The 16851-nt window shown below is 73.5% G+C and carries 14 protein-coding genes and 1 pseudogene; 3 read left to right on the top strand and 12 right to left on the bottom strand.

Annotation, left to right across the window (positions count from 1 at the left end):
* Window positions 1-845: 845 nt before the first annotated feature.
* From ACSP50_RS06520 to ACSP50_RS06505, 4 genes and pseudogenes are all read right to left on the bottom strand, one after another.
* Window positions 846-1166 (bottom strand): annotated as a pseudogene (locus tag ACSP50_RS06520) (hypothetical protein); the annotation flags it as partial.
* Window positions 1163-2146, bottom strand: coding sequence for a DNA polymerase III subunit delta (gene holA / locus ACSP50_RS06515; protein ID WP_014688362.1), 984 nt, complete (start codon window positions 2144-2146; stop codon window positions 1163-1165). The gene holA and the pseudogene ACSP50_RS06520, both read right to left, overlap by 4 nt.
* Window positions 2147-2388: 242 nt before the next feature.
* Entirely contained in the window at window positions 2389-4731 is a 2343-nt protein-coding gene (locus ACSP50_RS06510) for a ComEC/Rec2 family competence protein (RefSeq protein WP_014688361.1), read from the bottom strand.
* A gap of 320 nt (window positions 4732-5051) precedes the next feature.
* Complete coding sequence (locus tag ACSP50_RS06505; protein ID WP_014688360.1) at window positions 5052-5900, bottom strand: ComEA family DNA-binding protein; 849 nt, start codon at window positions 5898-5900, stop codon at window positions 5052-5054.
* Window positions 5901-6366: 466 nt separating this feature from the next.
* Here ACSP50_RS06505 and ACSP50_RS06500 point away from each other — a divergent pair, with 466 nt between their 5' ends.
* Together ACSP50_RS06500 and ACSP50_RS06495 are read left to right on the top strand one after the other, a co-directional pair.
* Window positions 6367-7143, top strand: coding sequence for a putative protein N(5)-glutamine methyltransferase (locus ACSP50_RS06500; protein ID WP_014688359.1), 777 nt, complete (start codon window positions 6367-6369; stop codon window positions 7141-7143).
* A gap of 8 nt (window positions 7144-7151) precedes the next feature.
* Complete coding sequence (locus ACSP50_RS06495; RefSeq protein ID WP_014688358.1) at window positions 7152-8186, top strand: hypothetical protein; 1035 nt, start codon at window positions 7152-7154, stop codon at window positions 8184-8186.
* Here ACSP50_RS06495 and ACSP50_RS06490 read toward each other — a convergent pair.
* The 7 genes from ACSP50_RS06490 to pepN are packed head-to-tail and all read right to left on the bottom strand — an operon-like array spanning window position 8183 to window position 15162.
* Window positions 8183-9031, bottom strand: coding sequence for a DegV family protein (locus ACSP50_RS06490; protein ID WP_014688357.1), 849 nt, complete (start codon window positions 9029-9031; stop codon window positions 8183-8185). The two genes, ACSP50_RS06495 and ACSP50_RS06490, sit on opposite strands and share 4 nt — an antisense overlap.
* Window positions 9032-9066: 35 nt before the next feature.
* Entirely contained in the window at window positions 9067-9408 is a 342-nt protein-coding gene (locus tag ACSP50_RS06485; protein WP_014688356.1) for a hypothetical protein, read from the bottom strand.
* A 35-nt stretch (window positions 9409-9443) separates the two neighbouring features.
* Complete coding sequence (locus ACSP50_RS06480) at window positions 9444-10046, bottom strand: histidine phosphatase family protein (RefSeq protein ID WP_014688355.1); 603 nt, start codon at window positions 10044-10046, stop codon at window positions 9444-9446.
* Window positions 10043-10447, bottom strand: coding sequence for a ribosome silencing factor (gene rsfS / locus ACSP50_RS06475; RefSeq protein WP_014688354.1), 405 nt, complete (start codon window positions 10445-10447; stop codon window positions 10043-10045). The genes ACSP50_RS06480 and rsfS overlap by 4 nt, the downstream gene beginning before the upstream one ends.
* A gap of 40 nt (window positions 10448-10487) precedes the next feature.
* A complete protein-coding gene (gene nadD / locus ACSP50_RS06470; RefSeq protein WP_043510935.1) occupies window positions 10488-11093 on the bottom strand; it encodes a nicotinate-nucleotide adenylyltransferase in 606 nt (201 codons plus the stop codon).
* A gap of 18 nt (window positions 11094-11111) precedes the next feature.
* Complete coding sequence (locus tag ACSP50_RS06465; protein WP_014688352.1) at window positions 11112-12614, bottom strand: ATP-binding protein; 1503 nt, start codon at window positions 12612-12614, stop codon at window positions 11112-11114.
* Window positions 12615-12669: 55 nt separating this feature from the next.
* Window positions 12670-15162 carry an aminopeptidase N gene (gene pepN / locus ACSP50_RS06460; RefSeq protein ID WP_043510934.1) on the bottom strand — a complete coding sequence of 831 codons (2493 nt, stop codon included), beginning with the start codon at window positions 15160-15162 and terminating at the stop codon, window positions 12670-12672.
* A gap of 251 nt (window positions 15163-15413) precedes the next feature.
* Here pepN and trpS point away from each other — a divergent pair, with 251 nt between their 5' ends.
* The gene (gene trpS, locus ACSP50_RS06455) at window positions 15414-16403 is read left to right on the top strand and encodes a tryptophan--tRNA ligase (protein WP_014688350.1); all 990 of its coding nucleotides are present in this window, start codon (window positions 15414-15416) and stop codon (window positions 16401-16403) included.
* Here the strand turns inward: trpS and ACSP50_RS06450 are convergent.
* Window positions 16392-16841, bottom strand: coding sequence for a GNAT family N-acetyltransferase (locus tag ACSP50_RS06450; RefSeq protein ID WP_014688349.1), 450 nt, complete (start codon window positions 16839-16841; stop codon window positions 16392-16394). The two genes, trpS and ACSP50_RS06450, sit on opposite strands and share 12 nt — an antisense overlap.
* Between the last annotated feature and the right edge of the window lie 10 nt (window positions 16842-16851).

The raw sequence follows: 16851 nt of genomic DNA, 5'->3' as shown, positions 1-16851 counted from the left end.
CTCGCCCCGATACCGCACGACACCCGTGCGGGGCGTCGCAGCGAGATGACGAACCCCCGCACACCATGCCGTGAGCGACTACATAGCGATACGGCAGGCCCTGCCGTGACACGGTCGTCCGAGGCTCCGCAGCGACATGACAGAGCCCCGCACGACAGTGCCGTGCGGGGCTCTGCAACATCTGTCTATTCGTACCGGCGTACCGCTGACTGCCGGGCCATCTGCTGACGGACGCCGACATCGTCGGTCCGCGCGCGCCGCACCGGCGCGGTGTTGACCGCCGGGCCTCCGTGCCGGCCGTGTCCGCCCTCCGCGAAGCGCCCGTCCGGGACTCCGGCTCCGTATCCCGCCGCACCCCCGTCCGAGATCGCGGAACCGACCGCCCCGGGCCGCCCCGACCCCGGCGCCAGAACCGGTTCTCCCGGACCACCCTGGCCGCGCGGCGCGAACGGGCCGGCCGGCCCATGCCGACCGGCGTGCGGAGCACCCGCGGACGAGGCATTGCGCCCGGACGAGGAACCAGCCCCCGGGTCAGCGCTCGGCCCGTTCCACCTCCCGGCATCCGAACCACCGTCCGGACCGTTCCAAGACCCGGGACCCGAACCGCCACCCGGACCGTTCCACGGAGCGGAGCCCGAACCGCCACCCGGACCGTTCCACGGAGCGGAGCCCGGGCCGCCCCCGGAGTTGACGCCCGGCCCGGCGGGCGGAGCTCCGACAGGCCGACGCCCGTACCCGTTCTCCGGCGGAAACCAGACCACCCCGGTCGGCCGGGCGTCCACCGGCGGCGGCGCCACCGGGGTCCGGACCCGGACCGGCGGCCATTCCGGCGCATGCCCGGCGGTCTGCGGCCGATGGGTGTGGCGTTCCGCACGCTGAACCGCGGCCCGCGCCGCCACCGGCTCGGCGGCCGATGCGGGCGGGGACAACCAGCCGGCCACCACATCGTTGAACTTGACCATCGCCGCCACCACCATCGGCAGCACCAGCACACCCCACCAGCTGACCAGTTCGGCCAGCGCGAGCAGTACACCGAGCGCGATCGCGCCTTCGAGGAACACGAAGCAGAGCAGGCCGCCGGGGCTGAGGTGGCGCAGACCCAGCATCCGGGCGTAGAGCGGCTGGTGCGCCGCCCCGGTCCGCCGGGAACGGACGGTACGGGTCATCGGACGGCCTCGCCCCGGCGGGCGGCGGCCACCGCGAAGATCGCCTGTTCCAGTGCGTAGCCGCGGTCCTCGGCGCCGCCCTTGACGGCCGCGTTGCAGTCGGCGGCGGCGCGCATCGCGTCGACCAGGCCGTCCGGGGTCCAGCCGCGGCTGCGTTCCTGGGCCCGCTGAATCTTCCACGCCGGCATGCCGAGCGTGCTGGCCAGCTGGTAGGGGTTGCCTTTGCCGGCTGAGGCGACCCGGGCCACGGTGCGGACGCCGTCGGCCAGCGCGTCCGCGATGGGCACCGGGTCGACCCCGACGTGCAGCGCCCAGCGCAGCGCTTCGAGGGCGCCGGGCAGATCGCCGATCATCGCCGCGTCGGCCACCGTGAACCCGCTGACCTCGGCCCGGCCTTTGTAGTACCGCGCGACGACCGCCTCGGTGACCTTGCCGTCGGTGTCGGCGAGCAGCTGCGAGCAGGCCGCGGCGATCTCCCGCAGATCGTTGCCGACCGAGGCCAGCAGGGCCGACGCGGCAGCCTCGTCGCACCGGCCGCCGGCCCGGCGGAACTCGTCGCGGACGAACGCGATCCGTTCCCGGTCGTTTTTCAGCTTCATCGCCGGCACGACGGTGGCGCCGGCTTTCTGCAGCCCGTCGGCGAACGCCTTGCCTTTGGCCGCGCCGGGATGCGTCACGATCAGGGTGACGTCGGGATCCGGATTCTTCGCATAGGCCAGCAGCGCGGCGGCCAGCTCCTTCCGCGCGTCCTGACCGTTGCGCAGGACCAGCACGCGGCGCCCGCCGAACAGCGAGGGGCTCAGCATCTCGGCGATCTCACCGGGGCTGAGCTGGCCGGCCTCATACTCCCGGACGTCCGCGCCCGGCTCGGCGACGCGCGCCTCCGCCACCGCCGCGGCGACGGCACGGGCGGCGAGTAGCTCCTCATCGCCTTGGACGAGCAGCAACGAGGGTGGTGGCGCGGCGTTCACGTCGGACATCGTCGCACGTCCCACCGACAGTCCGGCGAGGCTCACTCTTCAGCGCAGGCGATCCGATCACTGAACGCGAAACAGACATATCGGCACACCGGCATGCTTCGCATGCTCTGACCTGCACCGCCAGGAATCTCACGGAAGATTCACAGTAGGGTCGACCCCCTGTCGTGCGTACGCAAAAATGCACTTTAAACCGGCATGTCGCCCAGGATCCGCGCGGTTCCCCCGAGCCGCCACGACCCCGCCTACCTGTCGTTCACCCCACGCGCCGTGACCGCAAGCCCACCAACCTGCGTGACCACCGCAAGGTCCCCCGATTCGTCCGTACGCATCACCCGCGCCCCGTCCCGGGCCAGCCGCGCCAGCAGCGACAGATTCGGGTGCCCGTAGTCGTTGCCCACCCCCACCGACACCAGCGCCACCGCCGGATCGACCGCCGTCAGCAGCTCCGGTGACTGCAGCGCACTCCCGTGATGCGCCACCTTGAGCACGTCCGCCCGCAGTCCGGCCGCGCCCACCCGCGCCACCAGGTCGTTCTGCTCCTCGGTCTCGGCGTCCCCGGGGAGCAGCACGGTCCGGCCGCCCAGGGTCGCCCGCAGCACCAGCGAGTTGTTGTTCGGATCGGAGTTCGTCCCGCGCAACGGCTCCACCGGCCCGAGCGCGACCAGCCGCACGCCGCCCACCTCGTACGCCCAACCGGGTCCGACCGTCAGCACCGGCGTTCCGCCCGCCCGCGCCGCCTCCGCGACCTGCCGCCGCCCACCCGCCGGCTCCGGCCAGTCCGGCGCCACCACCGCTGCCACCGCCCGCCCGCGGAACACCCCGTCCACCCCGCCGACGTGATCCGCGTGATAGTGACTGACCACGAAGAGCGCCACCTGCCGGACCCCCAGCCGGCGCAGGCAGCGGTCGACCGGATCCGGGTCGGGCCCGGCGTCGACCACCACCGCCCGGCCCGTGCCGGCCGGCAGCACCACGGCGTCGCCCTGCCCGACCGAACAGGCCACGACCAGCCAGTGCGGTGGCGGCCAGCCGGGGGCGAGCAGGCGGACCGGCAACGCGCCGAGCACCGCGCACGCCGCGACCACGGCGGCCAGCCTCCGGACCACGGCCCGCCGCGCCGCGATCAGGAACGCCACCGTGAGCCCGGCCAGCAGCAACGCCCCCGGCACCCCGGCCGGCCAGGGCAGTGCGCCGGCCGGCACCCGCGCCCCGGTCCGGGCGACCAGCACCAGCCACTCGGCCGGCCAGTGCGCGAGCCAGGCGGCGAACCCGGCGCCGGCCGGCCACACCGGCGACAGCAGCGCCGCGGCCACCCCGAGCAGCGTGGCCGGGGCGATGGCGGGCACCACCATCAGGTTCGCCGGCACCGCGACCAGGCTGACCGTCCCGGACAGCCCGGCGATCACCGGACCGCAGGCCACCTGGGCGGCCGCCGGGACGGCCAGGGCTTCGGCGGCGCCGGCCGGCCAGCCCCGGGCCCGCAGCGCCTCCCGCCAGGCCGGCGCGAGCAGCAGCAGACCTCCGGTGGCCAGCACGGACAGCGTGAACCCGGGATCCGCGGCGAGCTCCGGATCGGCCAGCAGCAGCACCGCGACCGCCGCGGCCAGCGCGGGCACCGCCACCCGGGGCCGGCCGGAGGCGAGCCCGAGCAGCCCGATCGCGCCCATCGCGGCGGCACGCACCACACTCGGCGACGGCCGCGCCAGAATCACGAAGCCGGCCAGCGCCACCCCGCACACGGCTGCGCAGAGCACCGGTCCCGCCCGGGTACGGCGTACCGCGAAAAGCACCACCCCCAGGATCATCGCGACATTGGCACCGGAGACGGCGGTGAGGTGCGTCATGCCGGCTGTCTGGAAGTCGGTTTCGAGCCCCGGGTCGAGCCGGCTGGTGTCACCGACGACCAGGCCGGGCAGCAGACCGCCGGAGTCGGCCGGAAGCGGCGCGCAGGCCCGCTGCAGCCCGGCCCGGAGCACGCCCGCGGCCCGCTGCGCCCACGACGGCTCACCGATCAGGCGCGGTGCTCGGCGCACCGCGACGACCGCCGCCCGCAGATCACCGGGCCGGGGCGGCAGCAGTTTCCCGGCCGCGGTCACCTCCTGCCCGGGCAGCAGGCCCCGCCACCCCGGATCGCTGCCCAGCACCAGCGCCCGCGCGGACAGCCGCATCGTCATCCCGCTCCCGACGACACGGACCGTTTCCAGATCGACGGCCAGCAGATACGTCGGTGGTCCCGCCGCCCCACGCAACGCCCGCGGGTCGTCCCGGACCACCGCCCGCACCTCGACCGGCTCGCCGGACGCGATCAGGCCGGCCAGCGGGCGCGCCTCCCGCACACTGAGCCGGGCCGCGGTCGCCACGGCCCCGCAGCCGGCGCCCAGCGCGAGGGCGATCACGATCCAACCGAGCGCAGGGCCGATCTCCGCTCTCCCCCTCCCCGGTGCCCGCCCTCCCGCCTCCGTCCACCAGATCGCCCCGGCCAGCGCGCAGGTCCCGGCCACCAGCAGCGCCACCCCGCCGACGAGCAACCCACCCCGCGCCGGCAGATGCAACGCCCCCAGCGCCGCCAGCCAGACCCCCGCCATGAACCCACCCAGCCGCAGATCCGGCACACCCCGCCCACGCCGGCCTCCGACCGCCTTTCCACCGGTCGACGCGGCGCCACCAGCCGGCACCGCCGCCCCGGCGGACCCGGCTCCATCAGCCGAGTGCGGCGACAGACGACCGGGAGACCGCGACGGATGGACCGCAGGCCGCGGACGGCCGGAGGGCGGGTGGGCGCTGCCGGGGGACGGACGCGTCCCGCTGAAGGGCGGCAGCGAACCGCCGGAGCGGGACTGCGGGCTTCCGGATCGCGGCAACGGGCCGTCCGGGGTGGGCGGCGAGCCGTCGGCCGGTGGCGCTGTCATACCGTCACCAGCTCTTTGAGCTGGTCGTAGCGGGCATCCCCGATCCCGTCCACCTTGCGCAGGTCGCTGACCGCGCGGAAGCCGCCCTGGGCCGTCCGTGCGTCCAGGATCCGCTGGGCCAGCACCGGGCCGACCCCGGGCAGGGTGTCCAGGTCGGCGAGAGTGGCCGTGTTCAGGTTGATCAGCCCGCCGGCCGTTCCGGAGGCGGCCGGGCCGGTGCCCGCGGTCGCCGCCGCGCCGGGTGGCGGACTCACCCCCACCATGATCAGTTCGCCGTCGGTGACCTTGCGGGCGAGGTTGAGGGCTGCCACGTCGACCCCGGGCTCCGCGCCGCCGGCCGCGGCCAGGGCGTCAGCCACCCGGGAACCGGGCGCCAGCCGGACCAGACCCGGTCTGCGCACCTTGCCGCCGACCGCCACGACCACTTCCGCCGCCGCGCCGGTCATGCCGCCAGGACCGACCGCAGCGCCGGAACCGGCACCGGAATCGGGCCTGGCACCTCCGGATCCGGAACCGCTGACCCCGGAGCCGCTGGACCTGCCGGAACCGGTGGTGCCCGCAACGCCCGTCCCCGGCCCGCCCGAGCCGGCTCCGACCGGGTCCACCCGTGGCCGCGCCCGCCAGGCGAGGAATCCCGCGATCAGCAGGACCATCACCGCCACCGCGAAGAGCGCGCGCACTCCCGGCCGGCCGGGGTCGAAGGCGTTCAGCCAGCGCCGCGGGCCGCTCTCGTCCGCCCCGAACGCCCCGGCGCCGGGCAGCCCCGGCTCGGCGGCGACCGGAGGCTCCTCGGCAGTCCACGAATACCGTTCGTCGAACGGCGCCTCGGCAGGCGGAGCTGACATGAAGGGCGGCACCGACGAGGAGGGCGCTCCCACCCCGGAAGACAGCTCCCGGCCCGATGCCGACCCCGGCACAGGAGACGGGCCGGAGACAGCAGAGGACCACGGTGGGGAGGACCACGCTGAAGCAGACGGCCCGGCCGGGGAAGACCCGGGCATCGGCGGGGGCGCCGGTCGCCGCTCGAACTCCGCCGCTCCCTGCGCCCCGTCGATCTCGGACCAGGCCGGAATGATGTCCGACCAGCGCAACGGTCCACCGGTCCCGCTCAGCTCCCCGACAACCGCCGGGGGCGCCGAGCGCAGCGCCCGCATCCGGGCTGCCACGACGTCGTCGGTATCCTTCGCCTCTCGCACGGGGCCGAAGTCTGCTGCTTCGGCCCACCCGCCGCCGGCAGCTCTGTGGACAGCTTCCCAGTGTGGACAATTCCCACGATCCTGCCGGATCTGATATGAGGCATGGGGACGGCTTGTGACCAGGAACGAGGCGATCAGCCTGCTGCGCGCCGCGGGTTGTGTCTTCGCCGAGGAGGAGGCCGCGGTCCTGTTCGAGGCCGCCCCGGATGACGCGACGCGCCGCGCGCTGGTCGGCCGCCGCTGCGGCGGGGAGCCGTTGGAGCAGGTCGTCGGCTACGCCGATTTCTGCGGCGTCCGCGTCCATCTCCGCCCGGGCGTCTTCGTCCCCCGGGTCCGTAGCGAACTGTTGGTCCGCACCGCCGCGTCGGAGGCAACGACCAGGGCCGGCGATGACCACCCAGGCCCGCTGGTGGTCGACCTCTGCTGCGGCTCCGGCGCCCTCGGGCTGGCGCTCCGCACCGTCGTACCGCGCATAGACCTGCACGCCGCCGACCTGGACCCCGTCGCCGTCGCCTGCGCCCGGCACAACCTGGGGCAGAACGTCCATCAGGGCGACCTTTTCACCGCTCTGCCCGCCCGGCTCCGCGGCCGGATCGAGATCCTGATCGCCAACGTCCCCTACGTCGCCACCCCCCACCTCCCGTTTCTCCCCGCCGAGGCCCGCGACCACGAGCCCCGCACCGCGCTGGACGGCGGCGACGACGGTCTCGCCGTCTTCCGTGCCGTCGTCGCCGGCGCCCGTTCCTGGCTGGCCCCGGGCGGCCTGCTGCTTTCCGAGATCACCGAGGCGCAGACCGCCCCGGCGGCCGCCGTCGTCGCCGGGTACGGATTGACGCCCGACGTCATCACCGACGATGATCTCGACGCCCGTGTGATCACCGCGAGACGATAGGCGGCGCCGTGGGGCTCTTCCGCAGGGTCGCCCGCGCCCGGCTGGCCAGAAGGGTCATCCGGCGGCTGCGGCGTGCCGGTGTCCGGGGCGCGCGCTATCACCGGGCCGGTTTCGAGGTGCGGTTCACCCTGCCGGGCGAGCCGGAGCCGACGATTCTGCCGCTGGCCGCTCTGGCCGGCCGCAAGCGGCGCGAGGTGCGCGACCACGTGGCGGGCATCCTGCGTACCGCCGATCTCCCGTTACGGTGGGCGGACGCCGCGCCGCTGCTGCGGCCGGTTCTTCGCGGCGGCGCGCCGGGCGCGCCGTTGCACCGCCCGGCGTTGCCCTTCCTGTCCGAGTTCGTCGTGGTCGATCATCCGGACACCATGACGTACGTCTCCCCGGCCCAACTGGCGGCGTGGGAGGTGACCGCCGAGGCCGTCTTCGCCACCGCCCGGGCGAACCTTCCGGGCGCGTCGCTGCACGGCGCCCCGTCCGGCCGCCCGGTCGTGGTCCGGTTCGTCGACGACGGCAATGCCTACTGGACGTCGCATCTGCTGCTGCCCGGCTGGCTGTCCCGGCTCAGCGGCCAGGTCGGCGGGGTTCCGGTGGCGTTCGCCCCGGAGCGCGGCACCCTCCTGGTCACCGCGGACGGCACCGAGCTGCTGCCGGCCCTGTTCGCGCAGGCGGAGGAGATCTTCGCGAGGTCGTCACGGTCGCTGACCCCGATGGCCTATGTCAGCGATCCGGATGGCTGCACGGTCCCGTATCCGGCGCCGCCGGGGCACCCGTTGCACGCGGTGGTGGCGCGCGCCGAGCGGATCCTGGCGGTCGAGGAGTATTCCCGGCAGGCGGCCGGGCTGCCCGGCGCCGCGGAGATCGAGCTGGCCGGTGAGCGGACCCGGGCGTTGTGGCCACGGAACACCCCGGTGCTGCTGCCGACGGCCGACGAGGTGCGACTCGGCGACCGGGTGGTGCCCTGGGCGGACCTGGCGTTGACCCCGGTGGAGGGTCTGAGCCCGGCGCGCTGGCGTGCCGAGGGCTGGCCGGAGGGGGCGGGCTAGTCCCGGCGGTGCACCACCACACCGGCCAGTCCCGGCCCGGTGTGTGCCGCCACCACCGCGCCCACCTCGGTCAGGTAGCAGTCCCGCAGCCGGTCGCCCAGCCGCATGGTGATCGCGTCCACCAGCGCCGACGCGCGTTCGGGGGTTTGCAGGTGGTGCACCGCGATGTCCGCCTCGCCCGGCCCGGCCGCCTCCACCGCGAGGTCGACGAGCCGGCTCAGTGCCCGCCCCGCGGTGCGGACCTTGTCCCGTACGACGACCGCCCCGTCGACGACATGCAGGATCGGTTTGACCGACAGCGCGGTGCCGAGCAGCGCGGAGGCCGCCCCGATCCGGCCGCCGCGCCGCAGGAATTCCAGGGTGTCGACGTAGAACAGGGTGCTGACCCGGGCCGCGTGCTCGACCGTGATCCGGTGGACCGTCTCCAGGTCGTGCCCCTGGGCGGCGGCCGTGGTCGCGGCGAGCGCCGGGAAGCCGAGCCCCATCGCCGCGGTCCCGCTGTCCACCACCATGACCCGGGAGCCGACCTCGGCCGCGGCGAGCTGGGCGGCCTCATAGGTGCCGGAAAGTTTGGCGGACAGGTGCACCGAGACGACGCCGTCGGCGCCACCGGCCAGGAGCTCCCGGTAGACCTCGGCGAACTGGGACGGGGCGGGCCGGGAGGTGCTGACCGAGCTGCGCCGGCCACCGAGGGCCCGGGCCACCTCGGCCGGGGAGATCTCCAGCCCTTCCAGGCCGTCCCAGCCGTTGATCACGACGGTGAGCGGCACGATGGTGAGGTCGTACCGCCCGTTCAGCTCGGCGGGCAGATAGGCCGTGGAGTCGGTGACGACCGCGATGGTCATGCAGCGAACTCTACTGATTGACGCCCGGCGGCGGATCAGCCCGGCGTGACCGAGGAGACCGCGAACGGCTCCCCCTGCTGGCAGGTGGTCATCAGCCCGGGCTGGGGCACCCCGGTCACCCGCACCCTGCTCCCCTCGGTGAGCTGCTTGCGCTGCTCCGGGTCGCTGATGATCAGCAGGTGGTTCTGCAGGAGCAGGCAGCCGGGCTCGGTGCCCACGGCGACCGTCCCGCTGATCGTGGTCCCCGCCGCGGTGTTCCCGGGGACCGGCGCCGGGGAGGACGGCGTGCCGGCACCCGGCTGCCCGGTCTGCGCCGGCTGTGCGCAACCGGCGATCGCCAGCAGCAGCGTCGCCGGCAGGAGGTTTCGTCGGATCATGCCGATGGGACGTCTCCGGACCGCGGACGGTTCCGCTAGCGCACGCCCACGTTGTACGCCAGGAGTTGCCACCCCGGCCCCTCCTCGTGGGTCAGCTCGAACCAGTGACAGTTGTGCAGGCCGCGCAGCGTCCGCACCTGTTCGCGCGGCCAGCCGAGCAGCTGACCGACGCCCTGCCGGGCGGCCGCCCCGTGGGTGGCCACCACGACCGTCTCACCGGGGGCGAGCGCGGCCGCGTCATGCAGCGCGTCGCTGACCCGCTTGCCCAGGTCGTCGAGGGTCTCCACACCGCCACCGACGACGTCCGCCCCGGCTTTCCAGCGTGCGAACTCCGCCGGCCGCCGCGACGCCACCTCGGCGGTGGTCAGCCCCTGCCACTCGCCGAAGAACCGCTCCCGCAGCCGCTCGTCGTGGCTGACGCTCAGTCCGGTGACCGCGGACAGGGCCGCCGCCGTCGACGCCGCCCGGGTCAGGTCGCTGGCGACGATCGCCGCCGGCTGCCGCTCGGCCAGGACCGCCGCGGCCTCGGCGGCCTGCCGGCGGCCGAGGTCGTTGAGCGGCACGTCGGCCTGTCCCTGCACGCGGCGCTCCGCGTTCCAGTCGGTGTTGCCGTGCCGCCAGACGATCAGGCGGGTCACGGGGTGTCGGTGCCGGCCGCGCCCGCGTCGACCATGTCCCGGTCGACGAACGGAATGGTCGGGCAGTCCTTCCACAGCTTGTCCAGGGCGTAGAACTCGCGCTCCTCGGCGTGCTGCACGTGGACCACGATGTCGACGTAGTCCAGCAGCACCCAGCGGCCCTGGCGCTCGCCCTCGCGCCGGGCGGGCTTCGCCTTCTCCGGCAGGTTGACCAGCGCTTCCTCGATGGCGTCGACGATCGCGATCACCTGGCGCTCGTTGGCCGCCGAGGCGATCACGAAGGCGTCGGTGATGTAGAGCTGGTCGGCGACATCGATGACGGAGATGTCCTGCGCCTTCTTGTCGGCGGCGGCCTGAGCGGCCGTCATCGCCAGTTCCAGGGCGCGTTCGGTGACGGGCAAGTGAATCCCCTCGGTCGACTTCAGTTACCGGTCAAGTCTCTCACGCGGGTCCGACATTCCCCGAGTCCAGATAGAGGCCCCGCTTGTTGATGTACTGAACGACACCGTCCGGCACCAGGTACCAGACCGGCGAGCCGGACGCGACCCGCTGGCGGCAGTCGCTGGACGAGATGGCCATCGCGGGGACCTCGACCAGTGTCACGCGGTCGGCCGGCAGGTTCGCCGCGCTCAGCTCGAAGCCGGGCCGGGTCACCCCGATGAAGTGCGCGAGACCCAGCATGGTCAGCGCGTCGCGCCACGACATGATCCGGGCCAGCGCGTCGGCGCCGGTGATGAAGTACAGCTCGGCCGACTGGCCGTAGACGGCCCGCATGTCGCGCAGCGTGTCGACGGTGTAGGTGGGCCCGTCCCGGTCCATGTCGGCCCGGCTCACGTGGAAACGCGGGTTGGACGCGGTGGCGATCACGGTCATCAGGTAGCGGTCCTCGGCGGGCGAGACCCGGCCCTTCTCGTACGGCTGCCCGGTCGGGACGAACGTCACCTCGTCAAGCTCGAAGCGGGCCTGCACCTCGCTCGCCGCGACCAGGTGGCCGTGATGGATGGGGTCGAACGTGCCACCCATGATCCCGATCCGCCGTGCTGACATCCGAGCAGGATAGAGCAGTCAGCCGTCCAGCCGTTTGCGGACGGCGGCGAGCAGGTCGTTCGAGGTGAACGGCTTCTCCAGCAGCTCGACGCCCGGGTCCAGGGTGCCCTGTGAGGCGAGCACCGGCTGCGCGTACCCGGACATGTACAGCACCCGGGTCGAGGGCCGCGCGTCGGTCAGCCGCTCGGCCAGCTCCTTGCCCAGCATCCCGGGCATCACCACGTCGCTGAGCAGCAGGTCGATCTCGCCGGTGTGCTCGGCGGCCAGGTCCAGTGCCTGCCGGCCGCAGTCCGCGGTGAGCACCCGGTAGCCGGCCGCGGTGAGGATCCGGCCGGCGACGTCGCGCAGCCCGTCCTCGTCGTCGGCGACCAGCACCGTCTCGCCGTTGCCACGGGTGACGGCCGGTTCGGCGGTCTCCGCGGCCGGAGCGTTCTCCTCGCCGGCCGGCAGCAGCACGGTGACCGTGGTGCCCAGGCCGGGCTCGCTGGTCAGGCTGACCTCGCCGCCGGCCTGGGCGACCACGCCGTACACGGTGGCCAGGCCCAGTCCGCTGGCCTCACCCTTGGGTTTGGTGGTGAAGAACGGGTCGAAGGCGCGGTCGAGCACGTCCGGGGTCATCCCGCGGCCGGAGTCGCAGACCCGCAGCCGGACCCGGTCGCCGAGGCGGTGCGTGTCGATCACCAGGTTGCCGCCGGACGGCATCGCGTCCCGGGCGTTGACCGCCAGGTTGACCAGGATCTGCTCGATCTGCCCGGGGTCGAAGGTGATCGACGGCAGATCGGGGCCGGGCCGGACGATCAGCGTGACGTGCTCGCCCAGGGTGCGGCGCAGCAGATCCTCGACCTCGGTCAGCACCGTGTTGAGGTCGAGCGGCTGCGGCCGGACCACCTCGCGCCGGGCGAAGGCGAGCAACTGGTGGGTCAGGTCGGTGCCGCGGGTGCCGGCCCGGACCACCTGCTGGGCGTCGGCGGCGATCGCCTTGAGGTCGGGTTGCGGGGACTCGGCCTCCTCGATCACGAAGTTGGCGTAGTTGAGGATCACGCCGAGCATGTTGTTGAAGTCGTGCGCGATCCCGCCGGCCAGCTGGCCCAGGCTTTCCAGGCGCTGGCTGCGGTGGGCGTGTGCCTCGGCCCGCAGCCGCGCCTTCTCCTGGTCCACCCGGATCCGCTCGGTGAGGTCGCGGACCACGGCGACGGCGAGCCGGCCCTGCGGCGTCTCGACGATGGTGGTGGACGACTCGACCGGGAATTCGGTGCCGTCCCGGCGCCGGGCGGTGGTGGTCACGGTGCCGATCGAGCCGGGCGGCGAGGTGTCGATCACCTGTTGCCGCCGGCGCACCAGCGCCCGTGACTCCTCGGTGAGCAGCACCTCCAGGGACTGGCCGACCAGCTCGGTGGTGGGCCAGCCGTAGAGTTGCCCGGCCCGGTCGTTGACCAGGGCGATCCGCAGGCCGTCGAAGACCAGGATCGCGTCCGGTGCGGCCTGTAGCAGGCCGCTGGACAATTCAGCGGACCATTCCACGCATTCACCCCCGTATCGCCAGGTTACGGGGTCGGAACGGATAAAACCGCAGAATTCAGCAGGCCTGCAGGGCGCGTCGCATGTCGTCGTCGTGGTCCTGCACCACCCGGCGCAGCAGCGGGTGCAGGTCCGGCCGGGCCAGCAGCCCGGCGGCCAGCCGCCGGGTCCGCTCGGCGACCATCACCGCCGGGTACGCCGCGATCGCCGCCTTCTCGGCCGCCATCCCGGAGCGGATCCGCATCATCTCCGGCATGTCGGTGAAGTATCGCTCGACGTACGGCTCCAGCAGCTCGCGCTGCTCGGGCTGCCAGAAGCCGAGCGCGGTGAGCTCGGCCATCCGGTTGGACAGGCCGGCGTCGCCGACCACGGCGCTCCAGGCCGCCCGCTTGGCGGCGGGGTCGGGCAGCGCGGCCCGGCACCGGGCCGCCCACTGCTCGCCGCCGACGGTCCGGTCGGCGGCCAGCTCGGCCTCGATCACGTCCGGCCCGGCCGCACCGAGCACGGCGAGCCGGTAGACGATCAGCCAGCGCAGGTCGGCGTCGACGACCAGGCCGGCCGGCACGCCGGCGCCGGTCAGCCAGCCGCGCAGCCGAGCGGTGTCGATGCCGGCGCCGATCAGCCCGCGGGCCGCCACCAGCTGGCGGGAGCTGCCCGGCGCGGACCCGGCGAGCAGGCGGTCGGCGGCCTGGGCGATCATCTCGCACGCGGCCGGGCGGGTCTCCGCGGTGGCGTAGCGGTCGACCAGGCCCCGGGTGGCGCGCAGCACGTCCTCGACGATCACCGTCTCGGTCTCCACCGGCAGCGCGGCCAGCACCAGCGTGACCAGCTCGGCGACCGGGCGTTCGCCGTCGACCACGGCGTCCAGCGTGCCGGCCCAGATCACCGCGCGCGCGAGCGAGTCGGTGATCAGCGGCAGCAGCAGCGGGACGGCGGCCGCCGAGGCGTCGTCCAACCGGATCTTCGCGTACGCCAGGTCGCCGTCGTTGAGCAGCAGCAGGTCGGCGGCGCGCACCCCGGCCAGCGCGGGCAGCACGGTGCGCCCGGTGGCCTCCAGCTCCACCTCGATCAGCTCGCGGCGGGTCACGGTGCCGTCCGGCGCGTGGTCGTAGAGGCCGATCCCGATCCGGTGCGGACGCAGCGTCGGGAAGTCGTCCGGCGCGGTCTGCAGCACCGCGACCTCGCGGTAGGCGGCGCCGTCCCGGGTCACCTCGACGCGCAGCGTGTTCACCTGGGCCCGGCGCAGCCACAGCTCGGCCCAGCCGGACAGGTCCCGGCCGCTGCCCTTGCTCAACGCGCCGAGCAGGTCGGCGAGTGTGGCGTTGCCGAACCGGTGCGCCTCGAAGTGCGCGTTCAGCCCGGCCAGGAACGCCTCGTCGCCGAGCCACGCGACCAGCTGCTTGAGCACCGAGGCACCCTTGGCGTACGAGATGCCGTCGAAGTTCATCAGCGCCTGATCGGTGTCGGTCACCTCGGACGGTGCCACCGGATGGGTCGAGGGCCGCTGGTCGGCGCGCAGGCCCCAGGCCTTGCGGTGCATGGCGAAGGTGGTCCAGGTGCCGGTGAACCGGGTCGCCTCGGCCGCCACCCGGGAGCCCAGGTACTCGGCGAACGACTCGTTCAGCCACAGGTCGTCCCACCAGGCCATGGTGACCAGGTCGCCGAACCACTGGTGGGCCATCTCGTGGGCGATCACGCTGGCCCGGTACTCCCGCTCGGACTCGGTCATCGCGGAGCGCGGGATGTACTCGTCGCGGAACACCACCAGCCCCGGGTACTCCATCGCGCCGAAGTTGAACTCCGGCGCGAAGGCCTGCTGGTAGTGCCCGAACGGATAGCGGATCTCGAACATCTCGTGATACCGGTCGAGGCACCGCTTGGTGACCTCGAAGATCTCCGGGGCCTGCGCGTCGAGCTGATCGGCGAGGGTGGCCCGCACGTACAGCGCCAGCGGGATGCCGTCGTGCTCGTCGGTGCGCGCGTGCCAGGGACCGGCGATCAGCGAGGCGAGGTAGGTGGCGATCCGCTCGGTCGACGCGAACTCCCAGCGACCGCCGTCCCGGCTGACCAGCCGCCCGTTGGTGGCCACCGTCCAGGCGGCCGGGGCGGTGACGCTGACCCGGAACGACGCCTTCAGGTCGGGCTGGTCGAAGCAGGGCAGCACCCGGCCGCCGTTGTTGATGAACAGGTGCTGGTAGAGGTAGACCGAGCCGTCCGCCGGATCGGTGTACCGGTGCAGTCCCTCGCCGCTGTTCGAATAGCCCATGGTGGCGTCGGTGACCAGCACGTTCTCCTCGGCCAGGCCGGTCAGCGCGAGCCGCCCGCCGCCGGCCGCGGCGATCGGCACCGGGGCCCCGTTCAGCGTGATCGACGCGATCGCGACCGGCTCGAACTCCAGGAAGGTGGCGGCGCCGGCGCGGGCCCGGAAACGGACGACGGTGACGGCGCGGAAGGTCTCACCGTCCCCGGTGAGGTCCAGGTCGACGTGGTAGCTCTCGACGTCGACGAGGGACGCCCGGTCGGCGGCCTCGGCGCGGGTCAGGGTCGGCATGACGACAATCATGCCGGTACCGGGCGCGGCGCGGTGCGCCCACCTCGATGCTTCCCTTGCCCACCGCCGGCGCAGGCGCTAATTTCGGTGCATGCGCGTTTTCGGTAGGAACTGGTGGCGGCCCTGACCGGGCGGCCCCTTCCCACGCGCTGATCACTCATCCGCGGCCGCCCCACCCGGGCGGCCGTTGCGGTTTCATCGTGGCACTCCGGGTCGGGCGGCCTCCGTACCCCCGCAATCGGAGACCTGCCATGACGACCACCGTGACCGCCGCGCCCGCCTCGACCCGCCGCCTCAGCGGTTTTCAACCGACCGGCCACCTGCACCTGGGCAACCTGCTGGGCGCGCTGCGCCCGCTGATCGCGGCGCAGGGCGCCGCGGAGTCGATCGCCCTCATCGCCGATCTCCACGCGATGACCGTCGACCACGACCCCGGGGAGGTACGTCGTTTCACGCTGGAGCAGGTGAGCGTCCTGCTCGCCGCGGGTGTCGACCCGGAACGCACCCCGATCGTGCTGCAGTCGCAGGTGCGCGAGCACACTGAGCTGCACTATCTGCTGGAATGTGCGGCCGCGTACGGCGAGGCGGCCCGGATGATCCAGTTCCGGGAGAAGTCGGCGGCCGGCGGCCCGGTCCGGCTCAGCCTGCTCACCTATCCGGTGCTGATGGCCGCCGACATCCTGCTCTACGACGTCACGCAGGTGCCGGTGGGCGAGGATCAGAACCAGCACCTGGAGCTGGCCCGCACGCTCGCCACCAGGTTCAACAGCCGCTACGGCGCGACCTTCACGGTGCCCGAGGGGGTGCGTCCGGACGCCACGGCCCGGGTGATGGACCTGGCCGAGCCGACTACGAAGATGGGCAAGACCACCGGAACCGGACGGATCGGACTGCTGGACTCCCCCGACGTGATCCGCCGGACCATCGCGCGGGCCGCCACCGACACGCTCGGCGTGGTCCGCCGGGACCGCGAGGCGCAGCCCGGGGTGACCAACCTGATCGACATCCTGGCCGGGATCACCGGCGCGCGGCCGTCCGACGCCACCTCCTACGCCGCCCTGAAACGCGAGGTCACCGAGGCGGTGATCGCCCTGCTCGCGCCGTTGCAGGCGCGGCACCGAGAGCTTCAGGCACATCCCGATTTCGTACGAGGGGTGCTCACGGCCGGCGCCGAGCGGGTGCGGCCGATCGCCGCCGCCACGGTCAGCCGGGCACGCCAAGCAATCGGACTATTGGACTAAGGCAGGCAGCTTCTTCTCGAAACACACGCTCCCCGGGTTGCCGGCATAGTGCCCGAAGGCGGGGATCTGCCGGTAACCGGAGGACTGGTAGAGGGCGATCGCGGCCGGCAGGTGAACACCGGTCTCCAGACGGATCACCGGGCGGCCGGCCGCGAGCGTCTCCTCCTCGACCGCCACGATCATCTCCCGGGCCAGTCCGCGACCGCGGTGAGCCGGGCGGACGTACATCCGCATCAGCTCGGCGACGCCGTCCTCCAGGGCGCGCCAGGCGGCACACGCGACCGCACGGCTGTTGACCACGCCGATCAGATACGCCACGTCGTCGTGCGGCTCGAACATCTTGCCCGCGCCGGTGGCGGACCCGGCCAGTTCGCGCTGCTGAGCAGTGACGAGGGCGGCGAGTTCGGGGTCCAGGGCGGGACGCGATTCGATCAGCACGGAGGTAACT

This window comes from Actinoplanes sp. SE50/110, from assembly GCF_900119315.1.
Taxonomy (GTDB): domain Bacteria; phylum Actinomycetota; class Actinomycetes; order Mycobacteriales; family Micromonosporaceae; genus Actinoplanes.
The sequence above is the reverse complement of the archived record's forward strand: the minus strand, read 5'-3'. Positions and strand labels throughout refer to the sequence as shown.

What these genes read in the sequence shown, in the direction of transcription:
- pepN (WP_043510934.1), bottom strand. Translation starts at nt 15,162, where the DNA reads ATGCCGACCCTGACCCGCGCCGAGGCCGCCGACCGGGCGTCCCTCGTC.
- ACSP50_RS06490 (WP_014688357.1), bottom strand. Translation starts at nt 9,031, where the DNA reads ATGACCATCGCGGTCGTCACCGACTCCACGGCCTATCTGCCCGCCGAG.
- ACSP50_RS06505 (WP_014688360.1), bottom strand. Translation starts at nt 5,900, where the DNA reads ATGTCAGCTCCGCCTGCCGAGGCGCCGTTCGACGAACGGTATTCGTGG.
- nadD (WP_043510935.1), bottom strand. Translation starts at nt 11,093, where the DNA reads ATGTCAGCACGGCGGATCGGGATCATGGGTGGCACGTTCGACCCCATC.
- ACSP50_RS06485 (WP_014688356.1), bottom strand. Translation starts at nt 9,408, where the DNA reads ATGATCCGACGAAACCTCCTGCCGGCGACGCTGCTGCTGGCGATCGCC.
- holA (WP_014688362.1), bottom strand. Translation starts at nt 2,146, where the DNA reads ATGTCCGACGTGAACGCCGCGCCACCACCCTCGTTGCTGCTCGTCCAA.
- trpS (WP_014688350.1), top strand. Translation starts at nt 15,414, where the DNA reads ATGACGACCACCGTGACCGCCGCGCCCGCCTCGACCCGCCGCCTCAGC.
- ACSP50_RS06510 (WP_014688361.1), bottom strand. Translation starts at nt 4,731, where the DNA reads ATGGCGGGGGTCTGGCTGGCGGCGCTGGGGGCGTTGCATCTGCCGGCG.